Genomic DNA, 19,463 nt, shown 5'->3' with positions numbered 1-19,463 from the left:
ACTTAACCGGCCACCACCGGCGCTGGCGGCTTGGCCACCGAGCACAGGCGAATGGAGTCGGCGAGAATTTCAATCGCCTTCGGCCGCGGGAAGCTCGCGCGCCAGGCGATGGCCACGGTGCGGAACGGCACGGGCGCGCTCAATGGGCGCACTTCGATCACGCCGGGAGCGTAGTGGTGGCTGTCGACCGCCGACAGCGGCAGGATCGAAATGCCCAGGCCGGACGCGACCATGTGGCGAATGGTTTCCAGCGAGCTGGATTCCACCGTGGTGTGTTTGGCGCCGTCGTTGCCTTTGGCCAGGGTCGGGCAGGCTTCCAGCACTTGATCGCGGAAGCAGTGGCCTTCGCCGAGCAGCAGCAGGCTCTTGTCGTTGAGCAGGGCGGCGTCGATGGATTCTTTTTGGGTCCACGGGTGCTGGGCCGGCATCAAGACGTAGAACGGCTCGTCGTAGAGCTGCAAGGTCAGCACGTCGGCTTCGTTGAACGGCAGGGCGATGATGATCGCGTCGAGTTCGCCGTTGCGTAGTTTGTCGCGCAGCACGTGGGTGAAGTTTTCTTCGATGTACAACGGCATCTGCGGGGCGACCCGGTGCAGTTGTGGAATCAGGTGCGGGAACAGGTACGGGCCGACGGTGTAGATCGCGCCGACTTTCAGCGGGGCGGTCAGCTGGTTCTTGCCGGCTTGGGCCAGTTCACGGATGCCTTGGGCCTGCTCCAGGACTTTCTGTGCCTGGGCGACAATGCCTTCGCCGACCGGGGTCAGGCGCACGGCGCTCTTGCTGCGCTCGAAAATCAGCACACCGAGTTCGTCTTCAAGCTTTTTCACGCCCACCGACAGGGTCGGCTGGCTGACGTGGCAACGCTCGGCCGCGTGGCCGAAGTGCTGCTCTTGGGCGAGGGTAACGATGTAGCGTAATTCTGTGAGAGTCATAGCAAGCGTCCATGAAGTTGCGAGCCAAGCATACCGGCTGCAATCGATAGACGCACGTTATCAGACTGAGTGTGCTGAGTGACACAGGGCAATGCGTTTCCAGACATGCAAAAAGGCACCTTTCGGTGCCTTTCATGGATTTTGTAGCCGCCGAAGAACCTGTGGGAGCGGGCTTGCTCGCGAAGGCGGTGTGTCAGGCAGCATTAATGTCGACTGACACTCCCTCTTCGCGAGCAAGCCCGCTCCCACATTGGTTCGGCGGTGTCTTAGCGTCGGCGTTCCAGCGAGTAAACAAACGGTGCAACGATTTCGATGGAGCCGTTATTCAGCATGTCGGCCGGTGGCTTGGGCAGCGGTTGGGCGCGGCGGATCATTTCCAGGGTGGCCCGGTCCAGATCGGCGTTGCCGGAGCGGCCCACCAGTTCGAACGACAACACGTTACCTTCCGCATCCACCACGAAGCGCAGACGGTTCAAGCCTTCCTTGCCCCGCTGCTGTGCACTGGCCGGGTACTTTTTGTACTTGGCCAGGTGCGCGAGCAGGGTGCCTTGCCAACTGGCCTTGGCCGCTTGCTGCGCCGGCGATGGACCGGGTGCCGGCTGAGCGGATTTCTCCGTCGGTGCCTGGGTCGGTTGCGCGTCGCTCGGTTTTTCCTCGGAAGGCTTTTCCTTCGGCGGTTCCGGCTTTTTCTCCACAGGCTTGGGCGGTTGAGGCTTCGGCTTGGGTTTGACCGGTTTCGGCACGGCAATCTCGGCCTTCGGCGCTTCAGCGAGTTTCGGCAGCGGCAGTTCTTCCACCGGAGCCGGAGGCTGTGGCGGCGTGATCACCTTTGGCGGTGCGGGCGGTGGCGGGGCCGGAACCGGCGCCAGCTCGACCATCATCGCTTGCGGCGGCAGCTCGATCGGCGGGCGCGACGTCCAGTTCAGCGCCAGCGCAATGGCCAGCGCATGGACGCCCAGCACCACGGCCAGGCTCCCGCTGTAACGCGTCAGCTTTTGGCGCGTGTTGATCATTTCTTGGCTGCCGTCTCAAGTCCGACCAGGCCGACCTTCAGATAACCGGCGGCGCGCAGGGCGTCCATCACGCTCATCAGGTCACCGTAGTCCACGCCTTTATCGGCCTGGAAGAAGATCGTCGTGTCTTTCTTGCCCTTCGTCTTGGCGTCGAGTGTGGCGCCGAGGGTTTCGGCCTTCACTTCGTCTTCGCCGAGGAACAGGCGCTGGTCAGCTTTCACGCTGAGGAACACCGGTTTCTCTGGCCGCGGCGCCGGTTTGGCGGTGGAAGCGGGCAGGTCGACCTTGATGTCCACGGTGGCCAGCGGGGCGGCCACCATGAAGATGATCAACAGCACCAGCATCACGTCGATGAACGGCGTGACGTTGATTTCGTGGTTCTCGGCGAGATCGTCGTCTGCGCCTTCTTTCAAATGCAGGCCCATGGCCGATTACCCCACTTTCACCATGTGCGGTTGCGAGCTGCGCTCGGTCGGCAGGTGGTCGAGATCACGGCTGACCAGCAGCAGGACTTCTGCCGAGGCATCGGACACTTGCGCCTTGTAACCGGCGATGGAGCGGGCGAAGACGTTATAGATGACCACTGCAGGAATCGCTGCAACCAGCCCCAGCGCGGTTGCCAGCAGGGCTTCGGCGATACCGGGAGCTACGACGGCGAGGTTGGTGGTCTGGGTTTTGGCGATGCCGATGAAGCTGTTCATGATGCCCCATACGGTGCCGAACAGGCCGACGAACGGCGCAGTGGAACCGATGGTGGCGAGTACGCCGGTGCCACTGCTCATGTTGCGACCGCATGCAGCGACGAGGCGCTCGAGGCGGAAGCTTACACGTTCCTTGATGCCTTCTTTTTCGCGGCTGTTGGCCGACAGGCGCATTTCTTCCAGCGCGTCGTGGACCAGCAGGTTGGCGAGAGTGCCTTCCTTGGCCGCCGTGGCGCTGGCTTCTTTAAGGGTGGCGGCTTTTTTCAGGTGGACGATTTCAGTGCGCAGACGACGCTTGGCGCCCATCAGCTCGAAGCCCTTGGCGATCCAGATGGTCCAGGTGATGATCGAGGCGATGGCCAGGCCGATCATCACGATCTTCACAATGATGTCGGCGTTCTGGTACATGCCCCACGGCGACAAGTCATGGGCCATGCCCAGCGTGTTGTCGGCTTCGAGGACTTCCGGCACGTCAGCGGCGTCTACGGCCTGGACCGGATCGGTCGCGGCAGGTGTCACAGCAGGCGCGGCGGGTGTTTGAGCGGCAGCAGGCTGTGTGGCCGGCGCTTGTGCGTCGGCGAAGGCGGCGGTCGGCGCCAGCATCAGGCTGAGCAGCAGGGCGGCCACCGCGCTCCAGGCGCGAGGTCGTTTGGTTGGCGAAGCGGGGAATTGATTGCGTGTCATGCTGGCCGGACCTGAAAGGAAAAAAACGGTAAATGTTCTTCCAGGCCTCGTGAGGCCGAGAACAAAAGTGACCCGCATTATTGCAAGTAATTCTTGTTAACAAAAGTAATAGAGTATCTTTTTTTCCTTCATTGCTAGCCGCGTGTGCTTTGCCGACGCTAGTCTGTAGCTTTGCGATAGGAGTTTTCTGATGTCCGCGCCTTCTGTTTTGATCGCCGGCTGCGGTGATGTCGGCAGTCGTCTGGCCACGCAATTGCTGAATTCAGGGTGGGAGGTTCACGGCTTGCGGCGTGATGTCTCACGCCTGCCCCAAGGGGTGATTGGCGTTGCCGGTGACTTGTTCAATAAAGACTGCCCGCCGACCTGGCCAATCGGAGCGGTGGATTACCTGGTGTATTGCGCGGCGGCTACCGATCACGATGAGGCCGGATACCGCGCCGCTTATATTCAGGGTTTGCAGCACGTGCTGGAATGGCTGGGGGACTACGGGCAAGTGCCTAATCGGCTGCTATTCGTTTCCAGCAGCAGCGTTTACGGCCAGCAAGAGGGCGAGTGGATCGACGAGAACTCGCCGACCGTGGCGGCTGGCTATTCAGGGCGTGTGATGCTGGAGGCCGAGCAAGTGGCGCGTGATAGCGGCATCCCGGCGAGCATCGTGCGCTTGACCGGGATCTACGGTCCGGGCCGAGAGTTTCTGCTGACCCAGGTCCGTCGCGGTTATCGCGTGGCGATCGATCCACCGTTGTACGCCAACCGCATTCACGTCGATGACGCGGCGGGGTTGCTGGCATTCCTGCTTGAGGCGGATCGGCGTGGGATTACGCTGGATGATGTCTATATAGGCGTCGACGATGCGCCCGCGTCATTGGCGGAGGTGGTGGGCTGGTTGCGTGAGTATCTGGGCGTGACCGAATGGGCCGAGGATGCCAGTGTGCGTCGTGCCGGCAGCAAGCGCTGCAGCAATGCCCGGGCGAAGGCGTTGGGTTGGGTGCCGAAGTATCCGAGTTTCCGCGAAGGCTACGCTGCGATCCTCGAAGGTCGCTGCTGATTTCCAGTCACAAACCAAATGTGGGAGCGGGCTTGCTCGCGAAGGGGTCATAACATTCAACATCATCGTTGACTGTTACACCGCTTTCGCGAGCAAGCCCGCTCCCACATGGATTCTGCGTTGGCCTTAGGGCCGGGTTACTGCTTTTCCAGCAACCATTTGCGATCACCCGGCGTAAACGAAGGCATCTCGTCCGCCAGTGCGGTATTCACGGTCTGGAAAATCTCCAGTTCCTTGCCCTTGCGCGCAAAGATCCAGGTATTGCCCTGGCCGTTTGCCTGCAGCCAGATGTTATCGTTGCCGCCGCTCATCGACGCGCAATCGCCCGCCAGGCACAGGGCATAACGATCCGCACCGGGCAGGCCGGCAACCTGGCCATCGGCCTGGAATTGCACGGTGTTGCCTTCGCCCGGGCCGCTGAGAATTTTCCAGCTGCCGCCCATATAGGCCGAATACAGTGCCCGCTCGAAACTCGCGCCAATCGGTGCGCCTTCCGGCACCGGGACCGCTGCACGGTCGAAGACTTGCTCCGGCTCGTTGTCGTTGGCGGCCTGGCTCAGTTGCTTGCCATCACGCTTCAGCTCGCTGGCGGAGCTGCCATAAAAGTCGACTTTCCAGGCGCCGGACTCTTCGCCCAGCAGCTTGCCTTCGACATTTTCAAAACCATTGGTGTAACGGGCCTGACCGGCCCTGGTGTTGACGTCCCATTCCAGATTCGGGCCATAGGCCTGGAGCGCTTCGCGCAGGGGGCCGCCTTTGGATGCAGCATCGATCGCCGACTGATTGATCCAGGTGCCGCTGATATCACGGTCGGCAGGGTCGCTGGCACAACCGCCCAAGAGAAGGGCGACCAGCGAGAGAGCTAGCGCTTGGCGCATGGTGGAATCCTTTCAGAACGAAATCGGCGCAACCTCTGGGGTTGCGCCGGACACATTACTCGATGACCAGAATGGCATCCATTTCAACCTGCGAACCCTTTGGCAGGGCTGCTACGCCGATGGCGGCGCGGGCTGGGTAAGGCTGGTCGAAGTACTTGCCCATGATCTCGTTGACCTTGGCGAAGTGGCTCAGATCGGTGAGGAAGATGTTCAGTTTGACGATGTCCTTAAACGAACCACCGGCCGCTTCAGCCACGGCTTTGAGGTTCTCGAACACCTGGACGGTCTGGGCTTCGAAGCCTTCGACCAGTTCCATGGTTTTTGGGTCCAGAGGAATCTGACCCGACATGTAAACGGTGTTGCCAGCCTTGATCGCCTGGGAATAAGTACCGATGGCGGCCGGGGCCTTGTCGCTGTTGATAACGGTCTTGGTCATGTATGACTCCTTGTGAAGGGTGGGCTACGCGCGCATGCGGGTGATGCGGATGACCCCGGTCAGGGCGCGCAGTTTCTTGATCACGCGGGCCAGGTGCACGCGGTCGTGCACACTGACCACCAGTTGGACCACGCTGATACGACCGTCGCGTTCGTCCATGCTGATTTTTTCGATATTGCCATCGGCCGCGTTGACGCTGCTGGCCAGCAAGGCGATCAGGCCGCGCTGGTGTTCCAGTTCGACGCGCAGCTCAACATTGAATTCGCCGGTGACATCCTTGGCCCACGAGAGCTGGATGCATTTTTCCGGGTTGTGGCGGATTTCGCTGATGTTGCGGCAGTTGTCCAGGTGCACCACCATCCCTTTGCCTGCGGACAGATGGCCGACAATCGGGTCGCCCGGGATCGGCGTGCAGCACTTGGCGTAACTGAGCACCAGGCCTTCGGTGCCACGAATCGCCAGCGGACCTTCCGGGCTCGGCAGCTGTTCGCCTTCGCCGAGCAGGCGGCGGGCAACCACGTAAGCCATGCGATTGCCCAGGCCGATGTCTTCGAGCAAGTCTTCGATGAGTTCGAGGCGATATTCGTGAAGCATCAACTGCACGCGCTCGACCGGGACTTTTTCCAGGGAGCTGTCGAAGCCGTTGAGCACCTTGTTCAGCAGGCGTTCGCCGAGGCTGATGGACTCGGAACGGCGTTGCAGTTTCAGCGCATGGCGGATATGAGTCCGCGCCTTGCCGGTGACCACGAAGTTGAGCCAGGCCGGGTTCGGCCGCGCGCCTGGGGCGCTGACGATCTCGACCGTGGAGCCGCTTTGCAGTGGTTCGGACAGCGGTGCGAGACGTCGATTGATCCGACAGGCAATGCAGCTGTTGCCCACGTCGGTGTGCACCGCGTAAGCGAAGTCGACCGCCGTGGAGCCTTTGGGCAGCTCCATGATCCGGCCTTTGGGCGTGAACACGTAGACCTCGTCCGGGAACAGGTCGATCTTCACGCTTTCGATGAATTCCAGCGAGTTGCCGGCTCGTTGCTGCATTTCCAGCACGCCTTTGACCCACTGGCGGGCGCGGGCGTGAGTGCCTTTGGGCTGCTCGTCGCCGCTGGATTTGTACAGCCAATGGGCGGCGATGCCGTTGTTGGCCATCTCTTCCATTTCACGGGTGCGGATCTGGATCTCGATCGGTACACCGTGCATGCCGAACAGCGTGGTGTGCAACGACTGGTAGCCGTTGGCCTTGGGGATCGCGATGTAATCCTTGAAGCGACCCGGCAACGGTTTGTACAAATTATGTACAGCGCCTAGCACGCGGTAGCAGGTATCGACCTTGTCGACGATGATCCGGAACGCGTAGACGTCCATGATCTCGTTGAAGGCCCGACGCTTGCCGCGCATTTTCTTGTAGATGCCGTAGAGGTGTTTCTGACGACCGCTGACCTCACCCTGAATGCCGTCGATGGCCAGGCAGTGGCTGAGGGATTCTTCGATCTTGTTGACGATTTCCTTGCGGTTGCCCCGGGCGCGTTTGACCGCCTGGTTGATCCGAGCGGAACGCATCGGGTGCATGGCCTTGAAGCCGAGGTCTTCGAACTCTATGCGGATGGCGTGCATGCCCAGGCGGTTGGCGATGGGTGCATAGATTTCCAGGGTTTCCTTGGCAATCCGCCGGCGTTTTTCGCCGGACAGCACTTCCAGGGTGCGCATGTTGTGCAGGCGGTCGGCCAGCTTGACCAGGATCACGCGAATATCGCGCGCCATGGCCATGGCCATTTTCTGGAAGTTTTCGGCCTGGGCTTCGGCTTTGGTCTCGAAGTTCATCTGGGTCAGTTTGCTGACCCCGTCGACCAGTTCGGCCACGGTTTCGCCGAACTGCGCTTGCAGCGCTTCCTTGGCAATACCGGTGTCTTCGATCACGTCATGCAGCATGGCCGCCATCAGGCTCTGATGGTCCATATGCATGTCGGCAAGAATATTCGCAACCGCGAGTGGGTGCGTGACGTACGCCTCACCGCTGCGGCGGCGTTGGCCATCGTGGGCTTGTTCGGCGTAGAAGTACGCTCGGCGGACCAGATTGACCTGGTCCTTGCCGAGGTAGGTCGATAAGCGATCGGCGAGGGCGTCTATGCTCGGCATGATAATTCCTGCCGTTCGTTGTGACCCCGCGCCGTGCTACGTCGACCAGGCATGGACTTATACTGCCTCGTTGGACTCGTCCTCGAACGCTGCGAACAGCGGTTCGTCTTCGACGATTTCTGCGTTGGCGATGAACTCGTAGCTCATCAGGCCTTCGGCGATTTCACGCAGCGCTACAACAGTAGGCTTGTCGTTTTCCCACTGAACCAGGGGCTCTTTGCCGCCGGTGGCCAGTTGACGGGCACGCTTGGTGGACAGCATGACCAGTTCAAAACGGTTTTCCACGTGGTTCAGGCAGTCTTCAACGGTTACGCGGGCCATGGTATTCCTCGGAGCGAATGCAATATGCGCGCTGCCCGGGTGGGCGAGCGGACTCAACAGTTTAAAAAATCACCAGCGATTAGGGAAGCGCTGATTTTTTGACCAGGCTCTTCGACGCGCTATAAGTGCCAATGTAAAGCCCTTGCAGCGGTTTTGGGAAGAGCTGTTTAGTCGAGCAATTCAGCCAATAATTTGCCATGACGCTGCTGCTGACGCTTCTGATGCAGCTGATTGGCGCGGAAAATCGCCTTCAGATCGTCCAGTGCATGGGCGAAATCGTCGTTGATAATCAGGTAGTCGTAGTCGACGTAGTGGCTCATCTCGCTGACGGCTTCGCGCATCCGGCCTTCAATGATCTCGTCGCTGTCCTGGCCACGATTGGTCAGGCGCTGGTGCAAGGCCTGCAAAGACGGCGGCAGGATGAAGATCGAGCGCGCCTGGGGCATCAACTTGCGCACCTGCTCGGCGCCCTGCCAGTCGATTTCCAGAATCAGGTCGTGGCCTTCATCCAGGGTCTGCTGCAGGTGGCTTTGCGAGGTGCCATAGAGATTGCCGAACACTTCGGCGCGCTCGAGGAAATCCCCGTGCTCGATCATCTTCACGAACTCGCTGCGTTCGACGAAGTGATAGTTCACGCCGTTCACTTCACCGGGGCGCATGGCGCGGGTGGTGTGGGAGACCGAGACACGGATCTCCTGATCAGCGTCAGTCAGGGCCTTGACCAGGCTGCTCTTGCCCGCGCCCGAAGGGGCGGAAATGATGTACAGGGTGCCGGTGCTGTGGGTCATGTCGGGTTTGCCTTACTCAATATTCTGCACTTGTTCGCGCATCTGCTCGATCAACACTTTGAGGTTGACCGCCGCTTGGGTGCTGCGCGGGTCGAAGGCTTTGGAGCCCAGTGTGTTGGCTTCGCGGTTGAGTTCCTGCATCAGGAAGTCGAGGCGCCGACCGGCAGCGCCGCCGGATTTGAGCACCCGGCGAACTTCGATGATGTGAGTGCTCAGGCGATCCAGTTCTTCGGCGACGTCGCTCTTTTGCGCGAGCATGACCATTTCCTGTTCCAGTCGCTGCGGGTCGAGGTCGGCCTTCATGTCGGTGAAGCGGTCGAGAACTTTCTGGCGTTGGGTGGCGAGCATCTGCGGGACCAGCTCGCGCAGGATCACCACATCCCCTTCAATAGAGGTCAGGCGCTCGTTGATCAATCGCGCCAGCTCAGTGCCTTCGCGCTCGCGACCGGCCTTGAGTTCTTTCAGGCCCTGATGGAACAGCGCCAAGGCTTCGGCATTCAGCGCTTGCGGGTCGGCGGCATCGGCCACGAGTACGCCGGGCCAGGCCAGGACTTCCAGCGGGTTCAGTGCGGCCGGGTTCTTGATCAGGCTGGCGACCGTCTCGGCAGCAGCGACCAGTTGCGCGGCGCGCTCGCGGTCCACTTGCAGCGGTTTGCCGGTGCTTTCTTCGGTAAAGCGCAGGGTGCATTCGAGCTTGCCCCGGGACAGTTCCTGGCGCAGGGCTTCGCGGACCGCGCCTTCGAGGTCGCGGAAAGATTCCGGCAGACGCAGGTGGGGTTCCAGGTAGCGGCTGTTGACCGAGCGCAATTCCCAGCTCAGGGTGCCCTGGATGCCGGCTTTTTCGACGCGGGCGAAGGCGGTCATGCTGTGCACCATGGAGGTACCTCGCAATGCAGGTCGGCGCGTAACCCATGGTTCCGCGGACCCGCTATCTGTGAATTAAAGCCGACAGGCAGCAAAGGCGCAGGATTGTAGCGCAGTGGGGCGGATGCGCCCAAACACACGCTGTGACAAAGAGCTGCAGGCCGTCGGCTAAGCTCTATTCAGGGGCTTCAATCGTCGGGCGATTTTTTTAGAAGTGCCCACTCGCGGCCCGCGGCTCTATAATGCTCGGCAGTTTTCCGTCCTCCGTACAGGTAATCCCTATGAAACGTCCAAGTGGTCGCGCTGCCGATCAGCTCCGCTCGATCCGCATTACCCGCAACTACACCAAACACGCCGAGGGTTCTGTGCTGGTCGAGTTCGGTGATACCAAAGTCATCTGCACCGTCAGCGTCGAGAACGGCGTGCCGCGTTTCCTCAAAGGTCAGGGCCAGGGCTGGTTGACCGCCGAGTACGGCATGCTGCCGCGCGCCACTGGCGAACGTAACCAGCGTGAAGCGAGCCGCGGCAAGCAAGGCGGCCGTACTCTGGAAATCCAGCGTTTGATCGGCCGTTCCCTGCGCGCTGCGCTGGACATGACCAAGCTGGGCGACGTCACCCTGTACGTCGACTGCGACGTGATCCAGGCTGACGGCGGCACCCGTACCGCGTCCATCACCGGTGCGATGGTTGCACTGATCGACGCTTTGAAAGTGATCAAGAAGCGTGGCGGCCTGAAAGGTGGCGACCCGCTCAAGCAAATGATCGCTGCCGTTTCGGTGGGTATGTACCAGGGTGAGCCTGTGCTTGACCTCGACTACCTGGAAGATTCGGCTGCCGAGACTGACCTCAATGTGGTGATGACCAGCACTGGCGGTTTCATCGAAGTTCAGGGCACTGCCGAAGGCGCGCCGTTCCAGCCGGAAGAGCTGAACGCGATGCTGGCGCTGGCGAAGAAAGGCATGAACGAGATTTTCGAATTGCAGAAGGCTGCACTGGCCGACTGATCGGACCTGCTCCACGCAAGGAGGACGCCATGAGTGACGAGCAACTGCCGCTACCCACACCGAGCCGCGAGGTTCGTCAGTGGGCGATGTTTTGTCACTTGTCCGCCTTGCTGGGGATCTGGCTGCCGTTCGGCACGCTGATCGGGCCGCTGATTCTCTGGCAGATGAAGCGCGAGTCAGACCCGTTCATCGACGCGCAAGGCAAGGAAGCGCTGAACTTTCAAATCACCGTCGCCATTGCTTCCGCCATCTGCTTCCTGCTGATGGTGGTGATCATCGGGTTCTTCCTGTTTGGTCTGGTCGCGATCGGTGCACTGGTGTTGACGATCATTGCCGGCGTGAAAGCCAATGAAGGGTTCCCGTACCGGTATCCGTTTACTTGGCGCCTGGTGAAATAATAGCCAGCAAAGATTTCCTGTGGGAGCGGGCTTGCCCGCGATAGCGATCTGGCAGGCAACACATCTGTTGACTGTGACGGCCTCATCGCGGGCAAGCCCGCTCCCACAGAAAGCAAATCATTGCCCACAAAAAAGCCGACAGTGATGTCGGCTTTTTTGCATCTGCGAAAAGACGCTTAGATAGTCAGCGTCCAGTCGTAGTCCACGATCAGCGGTGCGTGCTGCGAGAACCGTGGCTGACGTGGCAGGCGTGCGCTGCGTACGAAGCGGCGCAGGCCCGGGGTCAGCAACTGGTAGTCGAAACGCCAGCCCAGGTTGAGCATCTCGGCCTGTTCGTTGTCCGGCCACCAGCTGTACTGGTCGCCTTCACGGCTGACTTCGCGCAGGGCATCGACATAACCCATGTTGCCGACAATCTCGTCCATCCAGGCACGCTCAGGTGCCAGGAAGCCCGGGGATTGCTGGCTGTCGCGCCAGTTCTTGATATCCAGCTTCTGTTGCGCCACGTACAGCGAGCCACAATAAATGTACTCGCGACGCTTGCGTCGCTGTTTATCCAGATAACGGGCGAAGTCGTCCATTAGCTTGAACTTTTGGTTCAAATCTTCATCGCCGTTCTGCCCCGAAGGGAGCAGCAAGGTCGCGATGCTGACCTTGTCGAAATCGGCTTGCAGGTAACGCCCGTAGCGGTCGGCCGTCTCGAAGCCGAGACCGCTGATGACTGCCTTCGGTTGCAACCGCGAATACAAAGCCACGCCACCTTGGGCGGGAACTTCGGCTTCGCAGGCATAAAGGAAGTAGCCATCCAGTTGGAAGGCTGGATCGTCCAGTTCAAAGGCGGAGGCGCGGGTGTCCTGCAGGCAGATGACGTCGGCATTCTGTGCTTGCAGCCAACTGAGCAAACCACGCTCGACTGCAGCCTGAATACCATTGACGTTCACACTGATGATCCGCATAAGTGGCCCCAAAAATCGCGTGCGGGTATGATACACGGCGTCTACCTAATTAGCTAAATCCGTGGTATTTGGGGTTTTTTTCATGCAAGCGTATCAGCGCGACTTCATTCGTTTTGCCATTGATCGTGGCGTTTTGCGCTTCGGTGAGTTCACCCTGAAGTCCGGGCGCACCAGTCCTTACTTCTTCAATGCCGGCCTGTTCAACTCGGGTTCCGCCCTGGCGCAGCTGGGTCGTTTCTATGCGGCAGCCATCGTCGAGAGCGGTATTTCGTTCGATGTGCTGTTCGGCCCGGCCTACAAAGGCATCCCGTTGGCGGCGACTACTGCCGTGGCGCTGGCCGAACATCATGGCCGTGATCTGCCATGGTGCTTCAACCGCAAGGAAGCCAAGGCCCACGGCGAAGGCGGCAGCCTGGTTGGCGCGCCATTGACCGGCGACGTGCTGATCATCGACGACGTGATCACCGCAGGCACGGCCATCCGTGAAGTGATGCAGATCATCGCTTCCCAGGACGGCGCCAAAGCCGCGGGCGTGTTGATCGCCCTGAACCGTCAGGAGCGTGGCAACGGCGAATTGTCGGCCATCCAGGAAGTGGAACGTGACTTCGGCATCCCGGTGATCAGCATTGTTTCGCTGAACCAGGTTCTCGAATTCCTGGCGGATGACCCGCAGCTCAAGCAACACCTGCCGGCAGTTGAAGCCTACCGCGCCCAATTCGGCGTCTAATAGAAAAGGCCCTGTTTACAGGGCCTTTTCTTTGGGTGGTACCTAGCGCAGGTGGCACCATTTGGCGATGAGCCGCACAGTCAGCCAAACGTTGAGCGCCGCAAACGCCAGAAGCGCGCAGGCCACAAGTACATAAAGCGTACGACCCACATCGAAATCCCACAGATCCAGCGTGCTGCTACGCGTGATCCGCACGGCGGCCGGCAAATTGACGTAAAACAGCGCCACGAAAGTGCAGGTCAGCGGTAATGCACAGCTGAAGAAAACACTTATGACCTGTTCCCGGCTGCGTTTTCTCGCCTGCGGACCTGATTGTTTTTCATCCAGTTCCAACGCTTCATGTAGCCTGGGCCACGCCAGATTGAACATGAAAGTGGTCAGGGTCAGCAGCAAACCGCTGACCGCGACGATGTCACTGAACGGCATTCAGACCAAGCGTCCTGCACAGCAAGTCGTGAGAGTCTTCGCTGATTTCGAACAGCCCGGCGCTGCCTTTGCGTTTGGTGATGGGCTTGAAGGTCGGCTCGTTCTGGGTGATCAGCATGTTCAGTTCATCACGAATGACGTCGGAGCTGATGACGACCAGGTAAACCGTCTGCGCATGGTCTGCGGTTTCGATCACGGCCCGCATGCTGTTCTGCAGGATGTCGTCGAGTTGATTGCGAAACCGCGAGACCGTGTTCTTCAGGAGCGTTTTGCTTTGGCTCTGGGTCAGTTGGAAGATCGTTGATATCTGCGATTCGGTCGGCAGCGTTTGCCCGAAGTAACTCTGAATCAGATACAGCAGACGATCCTGTTTCGCCTCATCGGCCCTGCTTGGCATGCCGCCTTCGACCAGCATTTTCAGGTATTCGGTCAGGCTCGCCTTGGCTATTCGCTGTAGGGCATGAGCGATTTCGTGGTCGGAAATCCTCAGCGTCTTTTTGACCGGTTCCTTTTGTTCCAGGTCGAAGGCCTGGGCGTCGATCGTGAACGAGATCTGCATGGCTCAGTCCTCCAGGATTATTCTTTGCTGGTGCTGCTGAGCGTCTCGGCCTTTTTGATCCTGACGGGTTTACTGGCTTTCTCTGGGTACGGATCACTAGCGGCATCGCCCTGACCGGTAAGAATTTTCCAGCCATGGCGGGTGTGTGGGGTTTTCCGGAGTTGCGGGCACGGCGGCATTGAGGTTTTGGCCTGGTTCGAATACTCATGACCGCAATCAACGCAGGCATAGGTGCCAGGTGAAACATCGCTGCCGTATGGGACATAGTCTTTTTGCATGAGGTAGATCTCCTGTGGGTTCAGGGAAAATCCTATGCAGATTGCATACATCGCGATGTCAGACGTTTCGCTTAGTCAGGTCAGGCATTTCCTGCACGCATAAAAAAGATCGCAGACTTCGTCAGTTCCTACGGGGTTTTCGTACATCCGAAAATCCGCTTTTGTAGGAGCTGCCGAAGGCTGCGATCGTTTTAAGGCTTGAATCAGTGACGCTTGCGATTGCTGATCAAGGTGCCCACACCGGTGTCGGTGAAGATTTCCAGCAGAATCGCGTTCGGCACCCGACCATCGATGATCAACGAGCTACCCACGCCGCCCTGTACCGCTTCCAGTGCGCAACGAATCTTCGGCAGCATGCCGCCGTAGATAGTGCCGTCGGCGATCAGGTCGTCGACCTGCTGGGTCGTCAGGCCGGTCAGAACCGTGCCCGACTTGTCCATCAGGCCGGCGATGTTGGTCAGCAGCATCAGCTTCTCGGCTTTCAGTGCCTCGGCCACTTTACCGGCCACCAGATCGGCGTTGATGTTGTACGACTCGCCGTTGGCGCCGACGCCGATTGGCGCGATCACCGGAATGAAATCGCCTTTGACCAGCAGGTTCAGCAGGTCGGTGTTGATGCCGACCACTTCGCCCACTTGGCCAATATCGATGATTTCCGGCTGGGTCATTTCCGGCGTCTGACGGGTAACAGTGAGCTTTTTCGCGCGAATCAGCTCGGCGTCTTTACCGGTCAGGCCGATGGCGCTGCCGCCATGACGGTTGATCAGGTTGACGATGTCCTTGTTGACCTGGCCGCCGAGGACCATTTCCACCACGTCCATGGTCTGCGCGTCAGTCACGCGCATGCCATCGATGAAGTGGCTCTCGATCGACAGACGCTTGAGCAGGTCGCCGATTTGCGGGCCGCCACCGTGAACCACCACCGGATTGATGCCCACGGCTTTCATCAGCACGATGTCGCGGGCGAAGCCGGTTTTCAGCTCCTCGCTTTCCATCGCGTTGCCGCCGTATTTGATCACCAGCGTCTTGCCGACATAGCGGCGAATATAAGGCAGCGCTTCGGACAGGACCTTGGCGGTGTTGGCGGCGGCTTCGCGTTCGAGGGTCATTCAGGGCTCCGGGTACTTCAGAAGATCAAAACGGTAATTGGAGATCAGGTGCAACGCGTTTCAGCTGGACGTGGAACACATCCTTGATGCGCTGCAATTCAGCCTCGTCATCGGCCTCGAAGCGCAGCACCAGCACCGGTGTGGTGTTGGACGCGCGAACCAGGCCCCAGCCTTTGGCATAGTCGACTCGCACGCCGTCAATGGTGGTCAGGTCGGCGCCTTCACCCCATTGCGCATCGTGCAGTGCGTCAATGATGCTGAATTTGCTCTCTTCGGTCACATGGATATTGATCTCTGGCGTAGAAATATCGTTCGGGAAGGTCGCGAACAGCTCTTCCGCGGTGGATTTTTCCTTGCTGAGGATCTCCAGCAGCCGCGCGGCGCTGTAAATGCCGTCGTCGAAACCGAACCAGCGCTCCTTGAAGAAGATGTGCCCGCTCATTTCGCCGGCCAACAGGGCGCCGGATTGTTTCATTTTCTTTTTGATCAACGAGTGACCGGTCTTCCACATCAGCGGACGACCACCGTATTCCTTGATCAGCGGAATCAGGCGACGGGTGCATTTGACGTCGAAGATGATTTCCGCGTTCGGGTTGCGCGCCACGACGTCGCGGGCGAACAGCATCAACAGACGATCAGGGAAGACGATGCTACCGGTGTTGGTGACGACACCTACACGGTCGCCGTCGCCGTCGAAAGCCAGGCCCAGGTCGGCGTTGGTTTCCTTGACCTTGGCGATCAGGTCCACCAGGTTTTCAGGCTTGCCCGGGTCCGGGTGGTGGTTCGGGAAGTTGCCATCGACTTCGCAGAACAGCGGGATGACTTCGCAGTTCAGGGCTTCGATCAGCTGCGGGGCGATCACGCCGGCCGCGCCGTTGCCGCAATCGACCACCACCTTCAGGCGGCGGGCGAGTTTGATGTCCTGGACGATTTCAGTGTTGTAGCGGTCGAGGATCTCGACCTTGGTGATGCTGCCCTTGCCGCTGCTCAGATTGTTGGTCTTGAGGCGTTCGTGCAGGGCCTGGATCTGTTCGTTGGCCAGGGTGTCGCCGGCAATGACGATCTTGAAGCCGTTGTAGTTCGACGGGTTGTGGCTGCCGGTGAGCATCACGCCGGATTTGCCGGCCAGAACGTTAGCGGCGTAATACAGCGCAGGGGTTGGCACCAGGCCGACGTCGCTGACGTGGCAGCCGCTGTCGGCCAGGCCTTTGATCAGTTGCTCGACCAGTTCCGGGCCGGACAGGCGACCGTCGCGGCCGACTGAAACGTTCGGTTCATCCTGGGCCAGGCTCTGGGAGCCGATGGCGCGACCAAGCCAATAAGCTGTTTCAGCGTTCAAGAATTCCGGGACGGTGCCGCGAATGTCGTAGGCGCGGAAGATGCTGTCGGGGAACTTGGGTGCGACTTGGGCTGGGGTGCTCATCTGTAGGAATGCTCCATCTTGAAAGTGGCTGGACAAGCCTGCGAAAAATTCGTGGGCTGGCTCAAACTGAAGGGTATGACGGTGTTTTCCACCGAGAGTTCGTGGTGTGAAAAGGCCATGCCATCAACATTGGCGAGCAATTGGCCGGCCAATGCCTTGATTTCCAGTGGTAAACCTTCCAGATGACGTCTTTGCAATTTTCATCCTTAAAATGCAGAGGACAGGTCAGGCCGGGCAGGGCTCCCAGCCTGAGTGCCGATGATCAGTGGCTGCCCGAATGGCCGAAACCGCCGGTGCCGCGCTGGGTTTCGACGAACTCTTCGACCATTTCAAAATGCGCTTGAACTACCGGTACCAACACCAACTGGGCCAGGCGTTCGCCTACCACCATGTTGAAATCGGTCTGGCCACGGTTCCAGCACGACACCATCAACGGGCCTTGGTAATCGGAGTCGATCAGGCCGACCAGGTTGCCCAGCACGATGCCGTGCTTATGGCCCAGGCCGGAGCGCGGCAGAATCAAGGCCGCCAAGCCCGGATCGCCGATGTACACCGACAGGCCGGTAGGGATCAGCAGGGTTTCGCCCGGCTTGATGACGGTATCTTTTTCCAGCATGGCGCGCAGGTCGAGGCCGGCGGAGCCTGGCGTGGCGTACTGTGGCAGCGGGAATTCGGTACCGATGCGTGGGTCGAGGATCTTGGCTTGCAAAGCGTGCATGTAAATTAAACCTGGTTCAGACGTTCGGCGATAAAAGTGATCAGCTGGCGAGCGATTTTGCTCTTGCTGGTCTGGGCGAAGAGTGTGGCGTGCAGCTCACGGTCAATCACGCTGCAGGCGTTTTCTTCGCTGTTGAAGCCAATACTCGGGTTCGCGACGTCGTTGGCGACGATCAGATCGAGGTTCTTGTCTTTCAACTTGCGAGCAGCGTAATCGAGCAGGTGTTCGGTTTCGGCAGCGAAGCCGACACTGAACGGACGGTCGGGACGGGTGGCGATGGTGGCCAGGATGTCTGGGTTACGCACCATCTGTAGCAACAAGCCGTCGCCGTTCGTAGGGTCTTTCTTGAGTTTCTGTGGGGCGACGACTTCCGGGCGGTAGTCCGCGACCGCGGCCGAGGCGATGAACAGGTCGCAAGGGATCGCCGCTTCACAGGCAGCGAGCATGTCGCGGGCACTCACCACGTCGATGCGCGTGACGCGATCCGGGGTCGGCAGGTGCACGGGACCTGTGATCAGGGTCACGCGGGCGCCAGCTTCTACCGCGGCTTCGGCCAGGGCAAAGCCCATTTTTCCGGAGCTGTGGTTGGTGATGTAGCGCACCGGGTCGATGTTTTCCTGGGTCGGGCCGGCGGTGATCAGCACGTGTTTGCCGGTCAGCGCCTGGCGCTGGAAGCAGTCTGCCGCGCACTGGGCGAGGTCGGTGGCTTCGAGCATGCGACCCATGCCGACGTCGCCGCAGGCCTGGCTGCCGGAGGCTGGGCCGAAGACTTTGAGGTCGCGGCTTTCGAGGGTTTGCAGGTTGGCCTGGGTCGCCGGGTCGCGCCACATGGCCTGGTTCATCGCCGGGGCAACCGCGACCACCGCGTCGGTGGCCAGCACCAGCGTGGTCAGCAGGTCGTCGGCAATGCCTTGGGCCAGGCGGGCGATCAGGTCCGCGGTGGCGGGAGCGATCAGCACCAGGTCGGCCCATTTGGCCAGCTCGATGTGGCCCATCGCGGCTTCGGCCGCCGGGTCCAGCAAATCGAGATGGACCGGATGCCCGGACAACGCCTGCATGGTCAGCGGGGTAATGAATTCGCTGCCGCCACGGGTCATGACCACGCGCACTTCGGCGCCCTGGTCGATCAGGCGGCGAACCAGCTCGGCGCTCTTGTAAGCAGCAATGCCGCCGCCGACGCCCAGAACGATGCGTTTCCGATACAGCCGCTGCATAGGTCTGCCTTTCATTTCGTTGATGACTGCTTGGCGATACCCCCTCCCCAGGGATGAATTCGCCAGCAAAAAAGATGGGCTACGATATCACAGCGACCGCTATGGAACAGCGGCGCCCACATACATGGAGGTGCTATGAGCATTCGCGATTGGCCGGCGGCGGAGCGACCGCGGGAGAAGCTACTTGAGCAGGGATCGGCAAGTCTTTCAGACGCCGAGTTGCTGGCAATCTTTCTACGAACCGGCGTGTCCGGTAAAAGCGCGGTCGATCTGGCGCGACACCTGCTGCATCAATTTGGCAGCCTGCGCACCTTGCTGGAGGCCGATCAGCCGACCTTCAGCGGTCAGCTTGGCCTTGGGCCGGCAAAGTTCGCCCAGTTGCAGGCAGTGCTGGAAATGGCCCGGCGGCATCTGGCCGAGCGCTTGCGTCACAACTCGGTGCTGGAGAATCCATTGGCGGTGCGTGACTACCTCAAGTCGATGCTGCGCCATGAGCCTCACGAGGTGTTTGGTTGCCTGTTTCTCGATTCCAAGCACCGGGTGCTGGCCTTTGAGGCGCTGTTTCGCGGCTCCATCGACAGCACCAGCGTTTATCCGCGGCAGGTGGTCAAGCGCGCCCTGGCTCACAACGCCGCAGCGCTGATCCTGTGTCACAACCATCCGTCGGGTAACCCAGACCCCAGTCAAGCCGACCGAATGCTGACCAAGCGCCTGCAAGAGGCCTTGGATCTGATCGATGTGCGGGTGCTCGACCATTTCATAGTTGGTGACGGCGATCCGCTGTCCATGGCCGAGTATGGGTGGATGTAAGAGGCTAGAGGTAAGCAACCCCTGTGGGAGCGGGCTTGCTCGCGAA

At 60.1% G+C, this 19,463-nt stretch carries 22 protein-coding genes and 1 pseudogene; 5 read left to right on the top strand and 18 right to left on the bottom strand.

Going from position 1 to position 19,463, the window contains the following annotated elements:
* Nucleotides 1-2 precede the first annotated feature (2 nt).
* The 4 genes from KVG95_RS14225 to exbB form a co-directional block, all read right to left on the bottom strand.
* Entirely contained in the window at nucleotides 3-932 is a 930-nt protein-coding gene (locus KVG95_RS14225) for a hydrogen peroxide-inducible genes activator (RefSeq protein WP_008007618.1), read from the bottom strand.
* Nucleotides 933-1,198: 266 nt separating this feature from the next.
* Nucleotides 1,199-1,945, bottom strand: a complete 747-nt coding sequence (locus KVG95_RS14220; RefSeq protein ID WP_008007617.1) for an energy transducer TonB family protein — start codon at nucleotides 1,943-1,945, stop codon at nucleotides 1,199-1,201.
* Nucleotides 1,942-2,370, bottom strand: coding sequence for a TonB system transport protein ExbD (exbD, locus tag KVG95_RS14215; protein WP_038980717.1), 429 nt, complete (start codon nucleotides 2,368-2,370; stop codon nucleotides 1,942-1,944). The genes KVG95_RS14220 and exbD overlap by 4 nt, the downstream gene beginning before the upstream one ends.
* A 6-nt stretch (nucleotides 2,371-2,376) precedes the next feature.
* Nucleotides 2,377-3,330 carry a tonB-system energizer ExbB gene (gene exbB, locus KVG95_RS14210; protein WP_217856869.1) on the bottom strand — a complete coding sequence of 318 codons (954 nt, stop codon included), beginning with the start codon at nucleotides 3,328-3,330 and terminating at the stop codon, nucleotides 2,377-2,379.
* Between the two features lie 190 nt (nucleotides 3,331-3,520).
* Between exbB and KVG95_RS14205 the strand changes: the two genes are divergently transcribed.
* Nucleotides 3,521-4,378: an SDR family oxidoreductase gene (locus KVG95_RS14205; RefSeq protein WP_217856868.1), complete on the top strand. Its 858-nt coding sequence runs from the start codon at nucleotides 3,521-3,523 to the stop codon at nucleotides 4,376-4,378.
* A 137-nt stretch (nucleotides 4,379-4,515) separates the two neighbouring features.
* Here KVG95_RS14205 and KVG95_RS14200 read toward each other — a convergent pair whose 3' ends face one another.
* From KVG95_RS14200 to KVG95_RS14175, 6 genes are all read right to left on the bottom strand, one after another.
* Nucleotides 4,516-5,256 (bottom strand): hypothetical protein, encoded by a 741-nt coding sequence (locus KVG95_RS14200; protein ID WP_048396255.1) that lies wholly within the window; start codon nucleotides 5,254-5,256, stop codon nucleotides 4,516-4,518.
* 55 nt (nucleotides 5,257-5,311) lie between these two features.
* Complete coding sequence (locus KVG95_RS14195) at nucleotides 5,312-5,692, bottom strand: RidA family protein (RefSeq protein WP_003177257.1); 381 nt, start codon at nucleotides 5,690-5,692, stop codon at nucleotides 5,312-5,314.
* Between the two features lie 24 nt (nucleotides 5,693-5,716).
* A complete protein-coding gene (gene spoT / locus KVG95_RS14190) occupies nucleotides 5,717-7,822 on the bottom strand; it encodes a bifunctional GTP diphosphokinase/guanosine-3',5'-bis pyrophosphate 3'-pyrophosphohydrolase (RefSeq protein ID WP_038980727.1) in 2,106 nt (701 codons plus the stop codon).
* Between the two features lie 57 nt (nucleotides 7,823-7,879).
* On the bottom strand, nucleotides 7,880-8,143 hold the full coding sequence (gene rpoZ, locus KVG95_RS14185) for a DNA-directed RNA polymerase subunit omega (protein ID WP_007894670.1): 264 nt from the start codon (nucleotides 8,141-8,143) through the stop codon (nucleotides 7,880-7,882).
* Between the two features lie 167 nt (nucleotides 8,144-8,310).
* Nucleotides 8,311-8,931 (bottom strand): guanylate kinase, encoded by a 621-nt coding sequence (gene gmk, locus KVG95_RS14180; RefSeq protein WP_052964483.1) that lies wholly within the window; start codon nucleotides 8,929-8,931, stop codon nucleotides 8,311-8,313.
* Between the two features lie 12 nt (nucleotides 8,932-8,943).
* Nucleotides 8,944-9,807, bottom strand: coding sequence for a YicC/YloC family endoribonuclease (locus tag KVG95_RS14175; protein ID WP_217856867.1), 864 nt, complete (start codon nucleotides 9,805-9,807; stop codon nucleotides 8,944-8,946).
* Nucleotides 9,808-10,076: 269 nt separating this feature from the next.
* Between KVG95_RS14175 and rph the strand changes: the two genes are divergently transcribed.
* Nucleotides 10,077-10,799 carry a ribonuclease PH gene (gene rph, locus KVG95_RS14170; RefSeq protein WP_123720220.1) on the top strand — a complete coding sequence of 241 codons (723 nt, stop codon included), beginning with the start codon at nucleotides 10,077-10,079 and terminating at the stop codon, nucleotides 10,797-10,799.
* 29 nt (nucleotides 10,800-10,828) lie between these two features.
* Nucleotides 10,829-11,197, top strand: coding sequence for a DUF4870 domain-containing protein (locus KVG95_RS14165; protein WP_217856866.1), 369 nt, complete (start codon nucleotides 10,829-10,831; stop codon nucleotides 11,195-11,197).
* 176 nt (nucleotides 11,198-11,373) lie between these two features.
* Here the strand turns inward: KVG95_RS14165 and crc are convergent, their stop codons facing one another.
* Nucleotides 11,374-12,153, bottom strand: a complete 780-nt coding sequence (gene crc, locus KVG95_RS14160; protein WP_007934608.1) for a catabolite repression control protein Crc — start codon at nucleotides 12,151-12,153, stop codon at nucleotides 11,374-11,376.
* Nucleotides 12,154-12,235: 82 nt separating this feature from the next.
* On the opposite strand from crc, the gene pyrE reads away from it, so the two are divergent.
* Entirely contained in the window at nucleotides 12,236-12,880 is a 645-nt protein-coding gene (gene pyrE / locus KVG95_RS14155; protein ID WP_007894680.1) for an orotate phosphoribosyltransferase, read from the top strand.
* 42 nt (nucleotides 12,881-12,922) lie between these two features.
* Here pyrE and KVG95_RS14150 read toward each other — a convergent pair whose 3' ends face one another.
* From KVG95_RS14150 to coaBC, 7 genes and pseudogenes are all read right to left on the bottom strand, one after another.
* Complete coding sequence (locus tag KVG95_RS14150; protein WP_217856865.1) at nucleotides 12,923-13,306, bottom strand: hypothetical protein; 384 nt, start codon at nucleotides 13,304-13,306, stop codon at nucleotides 12,923-12,925.
* The gene (locus KVG95_RS14145; RefSeq protein WP_038980739.1) at nucleotides 13,293-13,865 is read right to left on the bottom strand and encodes a hypothetical protein; all 573 of its coding nucleotides are present in this window, start codon (nucleotides 13,863-13,865) and stop codon (nucleotides 13,293-13,295) included. Before KVG95_RS14145 ends, KVG95_RS14150 begins: the two co-directional genes overlap by 14 nt.
* A gap of 17 nt (nucleotides 13,866-13,882) precedes the next feature.
* On the bottom strand, nucleotides 13,883-14,143 hold the full coding sequence (locus KVG95_RS14140) for a zinc ribbon-containing protein (protein WP_217856864.1): 261 nt from the start codon (nucleotides 14,141-14,143) through the stop codon (nucleotides 13,883-13,885).
* A gap of 203 nt (nucleotides 14,144-14,346) precedes the next feature.
* Nucleotides 14,347-15,252: an acetylglutamate kinase gene (gene argB / locus KVG95_RS14135; RefSeq protein ID WP_008007602.1), complete on the bottom strand. Its 906-nt coding sequence runs from the start codon at nucleotides 15,250-15,252 to the stop codon at nucleotides 14,347-14,349.
* A gap of 25 nt (nucleotides 15,253-15,277) precedes the next feature.
* A pseudogene (locus KVG95_RS14130) lies at nucleotides 15,278-16,654 on the bottom strand (phosphomannomutase/phosphoglucomutase); the annotation flags it as partial.
* Between the two features lie 283 nt (nucleotides 16,655-16,937).
* Nucleotides 16,938-17,393, bottom strand: coding sequence for a dUTP diphosphatase (dut, locus tag KVG95_RS14125; RefSeq protein ID WP_007894692.1), 456 nt, complete (start codon nucleotides 17,391-17,393; stop codon nucleotides 16,938-16,940).
* A 5-nt stretch (nucleotides 17,394-17,398) separates the two neighbouring features.
* A complete protein-coding gene (gene coaBC / locus KVG95_RS14120) occupies nucleotides 17,399-18,607 on the bottom strand; it encodes a bifunctional phosphopantothenoylcysteine decarboxylase/phosphopantothenate--cysteine ligase CoaBC (RefSeq protein WP_007894693.1) in 1,209 nt (402 codons plus the stop codon).
* A gap of 135 nt (nucleotides 18,608-18,742) precedes the next feature.
* On the opposite strand from coaBC, the gene radC reads away from it, so the two are divergent.
* Nucleotides 18,743-19,417: a RadC family protein gene (gene radC, locus KVG95_RS14115; protein WP_038980746.1), complete on the top strand. Its 675-nt coding sequence runs from the start codon at nucleotides 18,743-18,745 to the stop codon at nucleotides 19,415-19,417.
* The last annotated feature ends 46 nt before the right edge of the window (nucleotides 19,418-19,463 follow it).

Origin of the sequence: Pseudomonas farris, from assembly GCF_019145235.1 — a bacterium.
Taxonomy (GTDB): Bacteria; Pseudomonadota; Gammaproteobacteria; order Pseudomonadales; family Pseudomonadaceae; genus Aquipseudomonas; species Aquipseudomonas farris.
This window is presented reverse-complemented; position numbering and strand designations above follow the sequence as displayed.

What these genes read in the sequence shown, in the direction of transcription:
- KVG95_RS14165 (WP_217856866.1), top strand. Translation starts at nt 10,829, where the DNA reads ATGAGTGACGAGCAACTGCCGCTACCCACACCGAGCCGCGAGGTTCGT.
- KVG95_RS14205 (WP_217856868.1), top strand. Translation starts at nt 3,521, where the DNA reads ATGTCCGCGCCTTCTGTTTTGATCGCCGGCTGCGGTGATGTCGGCAGT.
- KVG95_RS14200 (WP_048396255.1), bottom strand. Translation starts at nt 5,256, where the DNA reads ATGCGCCAAGCGCTAGCTCTCTCGCTGGTCGCCCTTCTCTTGGGCGGT.
- KVG95_RS14225 (WP_008007618.1), bottom strand. Translation starts at nt 932, where the DNA reads ATGACTCTCACAGAATTACGCTACATCGTTACCCTCGCCCAAGAGCAG.
- dut (WP_007894692.1), bottom strand. Translation starts at nt 17,393, where the DNA reads ATGCACGCTTTGCAAGCCAAGATCCTCGACCCACGCATCGGTACCGAA.
- exbD (WP_038980717.1), bottom strand. Translation starts at nt 2,370, where the DNA reads ATGGGCCTGCATTTGAAAGAAGGCGCAGACGACGATCTCGCCGAGAAC.
- argB (WP_008007602.1), bottom strand. Translation starts at nt 15,252, where the DNA reads ATGACCCTCGAACGCGAAGCCGCCGCCAACACCGCCAAGGTCCTGTCC.
- KVG95_RS14175 (WP_217856867.1), bottom strand. Translation starts at nt 9,807, where the DNA reads ATGGTGCACAGCATGACCGCCTTCGCCCGCGTCGAAAAAGCCGGCATC.
- radC (WP_038980746.1), top strand. Translation starts at nt 18,743, where the DNA reads ATGAGCATTCGCGATTGGCCGGCGGCGGAGCGACCGCGGGAGAAGCTA.
- rpoZ (WP_007894670.1), bottom strand. Translation starts at nt 8,143, where the DNA reads ATGGCCCGCGTAACCGTTGAAGACTGCCTGAACCACGTGGAAAACCGT.
- spoT (WP_038980727.1), bottom strand. Translation starts at nt 7,822, where the DNA reads ATGCCGAGCATAGACGCCCTCGCCGATCGCTTATCGACCTACCTCGGC.
- KVG95_RS14195 (WP_003177257.1), bottom strand. Translation starts at nt 5,692, where the DNA reads ATGACCAAGACCGTTATCAACAGCGACAAGGCCCCGGCCGCCATCGGT.
- pyrE (WP_007894680.1), top strand. Translation starts at nt 12,236, where the DNA reads ATGCAAGCGTATCAGCGCGACTTCATTCGTTTTGCCATTGATCGTGGC.
- exbB (WP_217856869.1), bottom strand. Translation starts at nt 3,330, where the DNA reads ATGACACGCAATCAATTCCCCGCTTCGCCAACCAAACGACCTCGCGCC.
- KVG95_RS14220 (WP_008007617.1), bottom strand. Translation starts at nt 1,945, where the DNA reads ATGATCAACACGCGCCAAAAGCTGACGCGTTACAGCGGGAGCCTGGCC.
- KVG95_RS14145 (WP_038980739.1), bottom strand. Translation starts at nt 13,865, where the DNA reads ATGCAGATCTCGTTCACGATCGACGCCCAGGCCTTCGACCTGGAACAA.
- KVG95_RS14150 (WP_217856865.1), bottom strand. Translation starts at nt 13,306, where the DNA reads ATGCCGTTCAGTGACATCGTCGCGGTCAGCGGTTTGCTGCTGACCCTG.
- KVG95_RS14140 (WP_217856864.1), bottom strand. Translation starts at nt 14,143, where the DNA reads ATGCAAAAAGACTATGTCCCATACGGCAGCGATGTTTCACCTGGCACC.
- rph (WP_123720220.1), top strand. Translation starts at nt 10,077, where the DNA reads ATGAAACGTCCAAGTGGTCGCGCTGCCGATCAGCTCCGCTCGATCCGC.
- crc (WP_007934608.1), bottom strand. Translation starts at nt 12,153, where the DNA reads ATGCGGATCATCAGTGTGAACGTCAATGGTATTCAGGCTGCAGTCGAG.
- gmk (WP_052964483.1), bottom strand. Translation starts at nt 8,931, where the DNA reads ATGACCCACAGCACCGGCACCCTGTACATCATTTCCGCCCCTTCGGGC.
- coaBC (WP_007894693.1), bottom strand. Translation starts at nt 18,607, where the DNA reads ATGCAGCGGCTGTATCGGAAACGCATCGTTCTGGGCGTCGGCGGCGGC.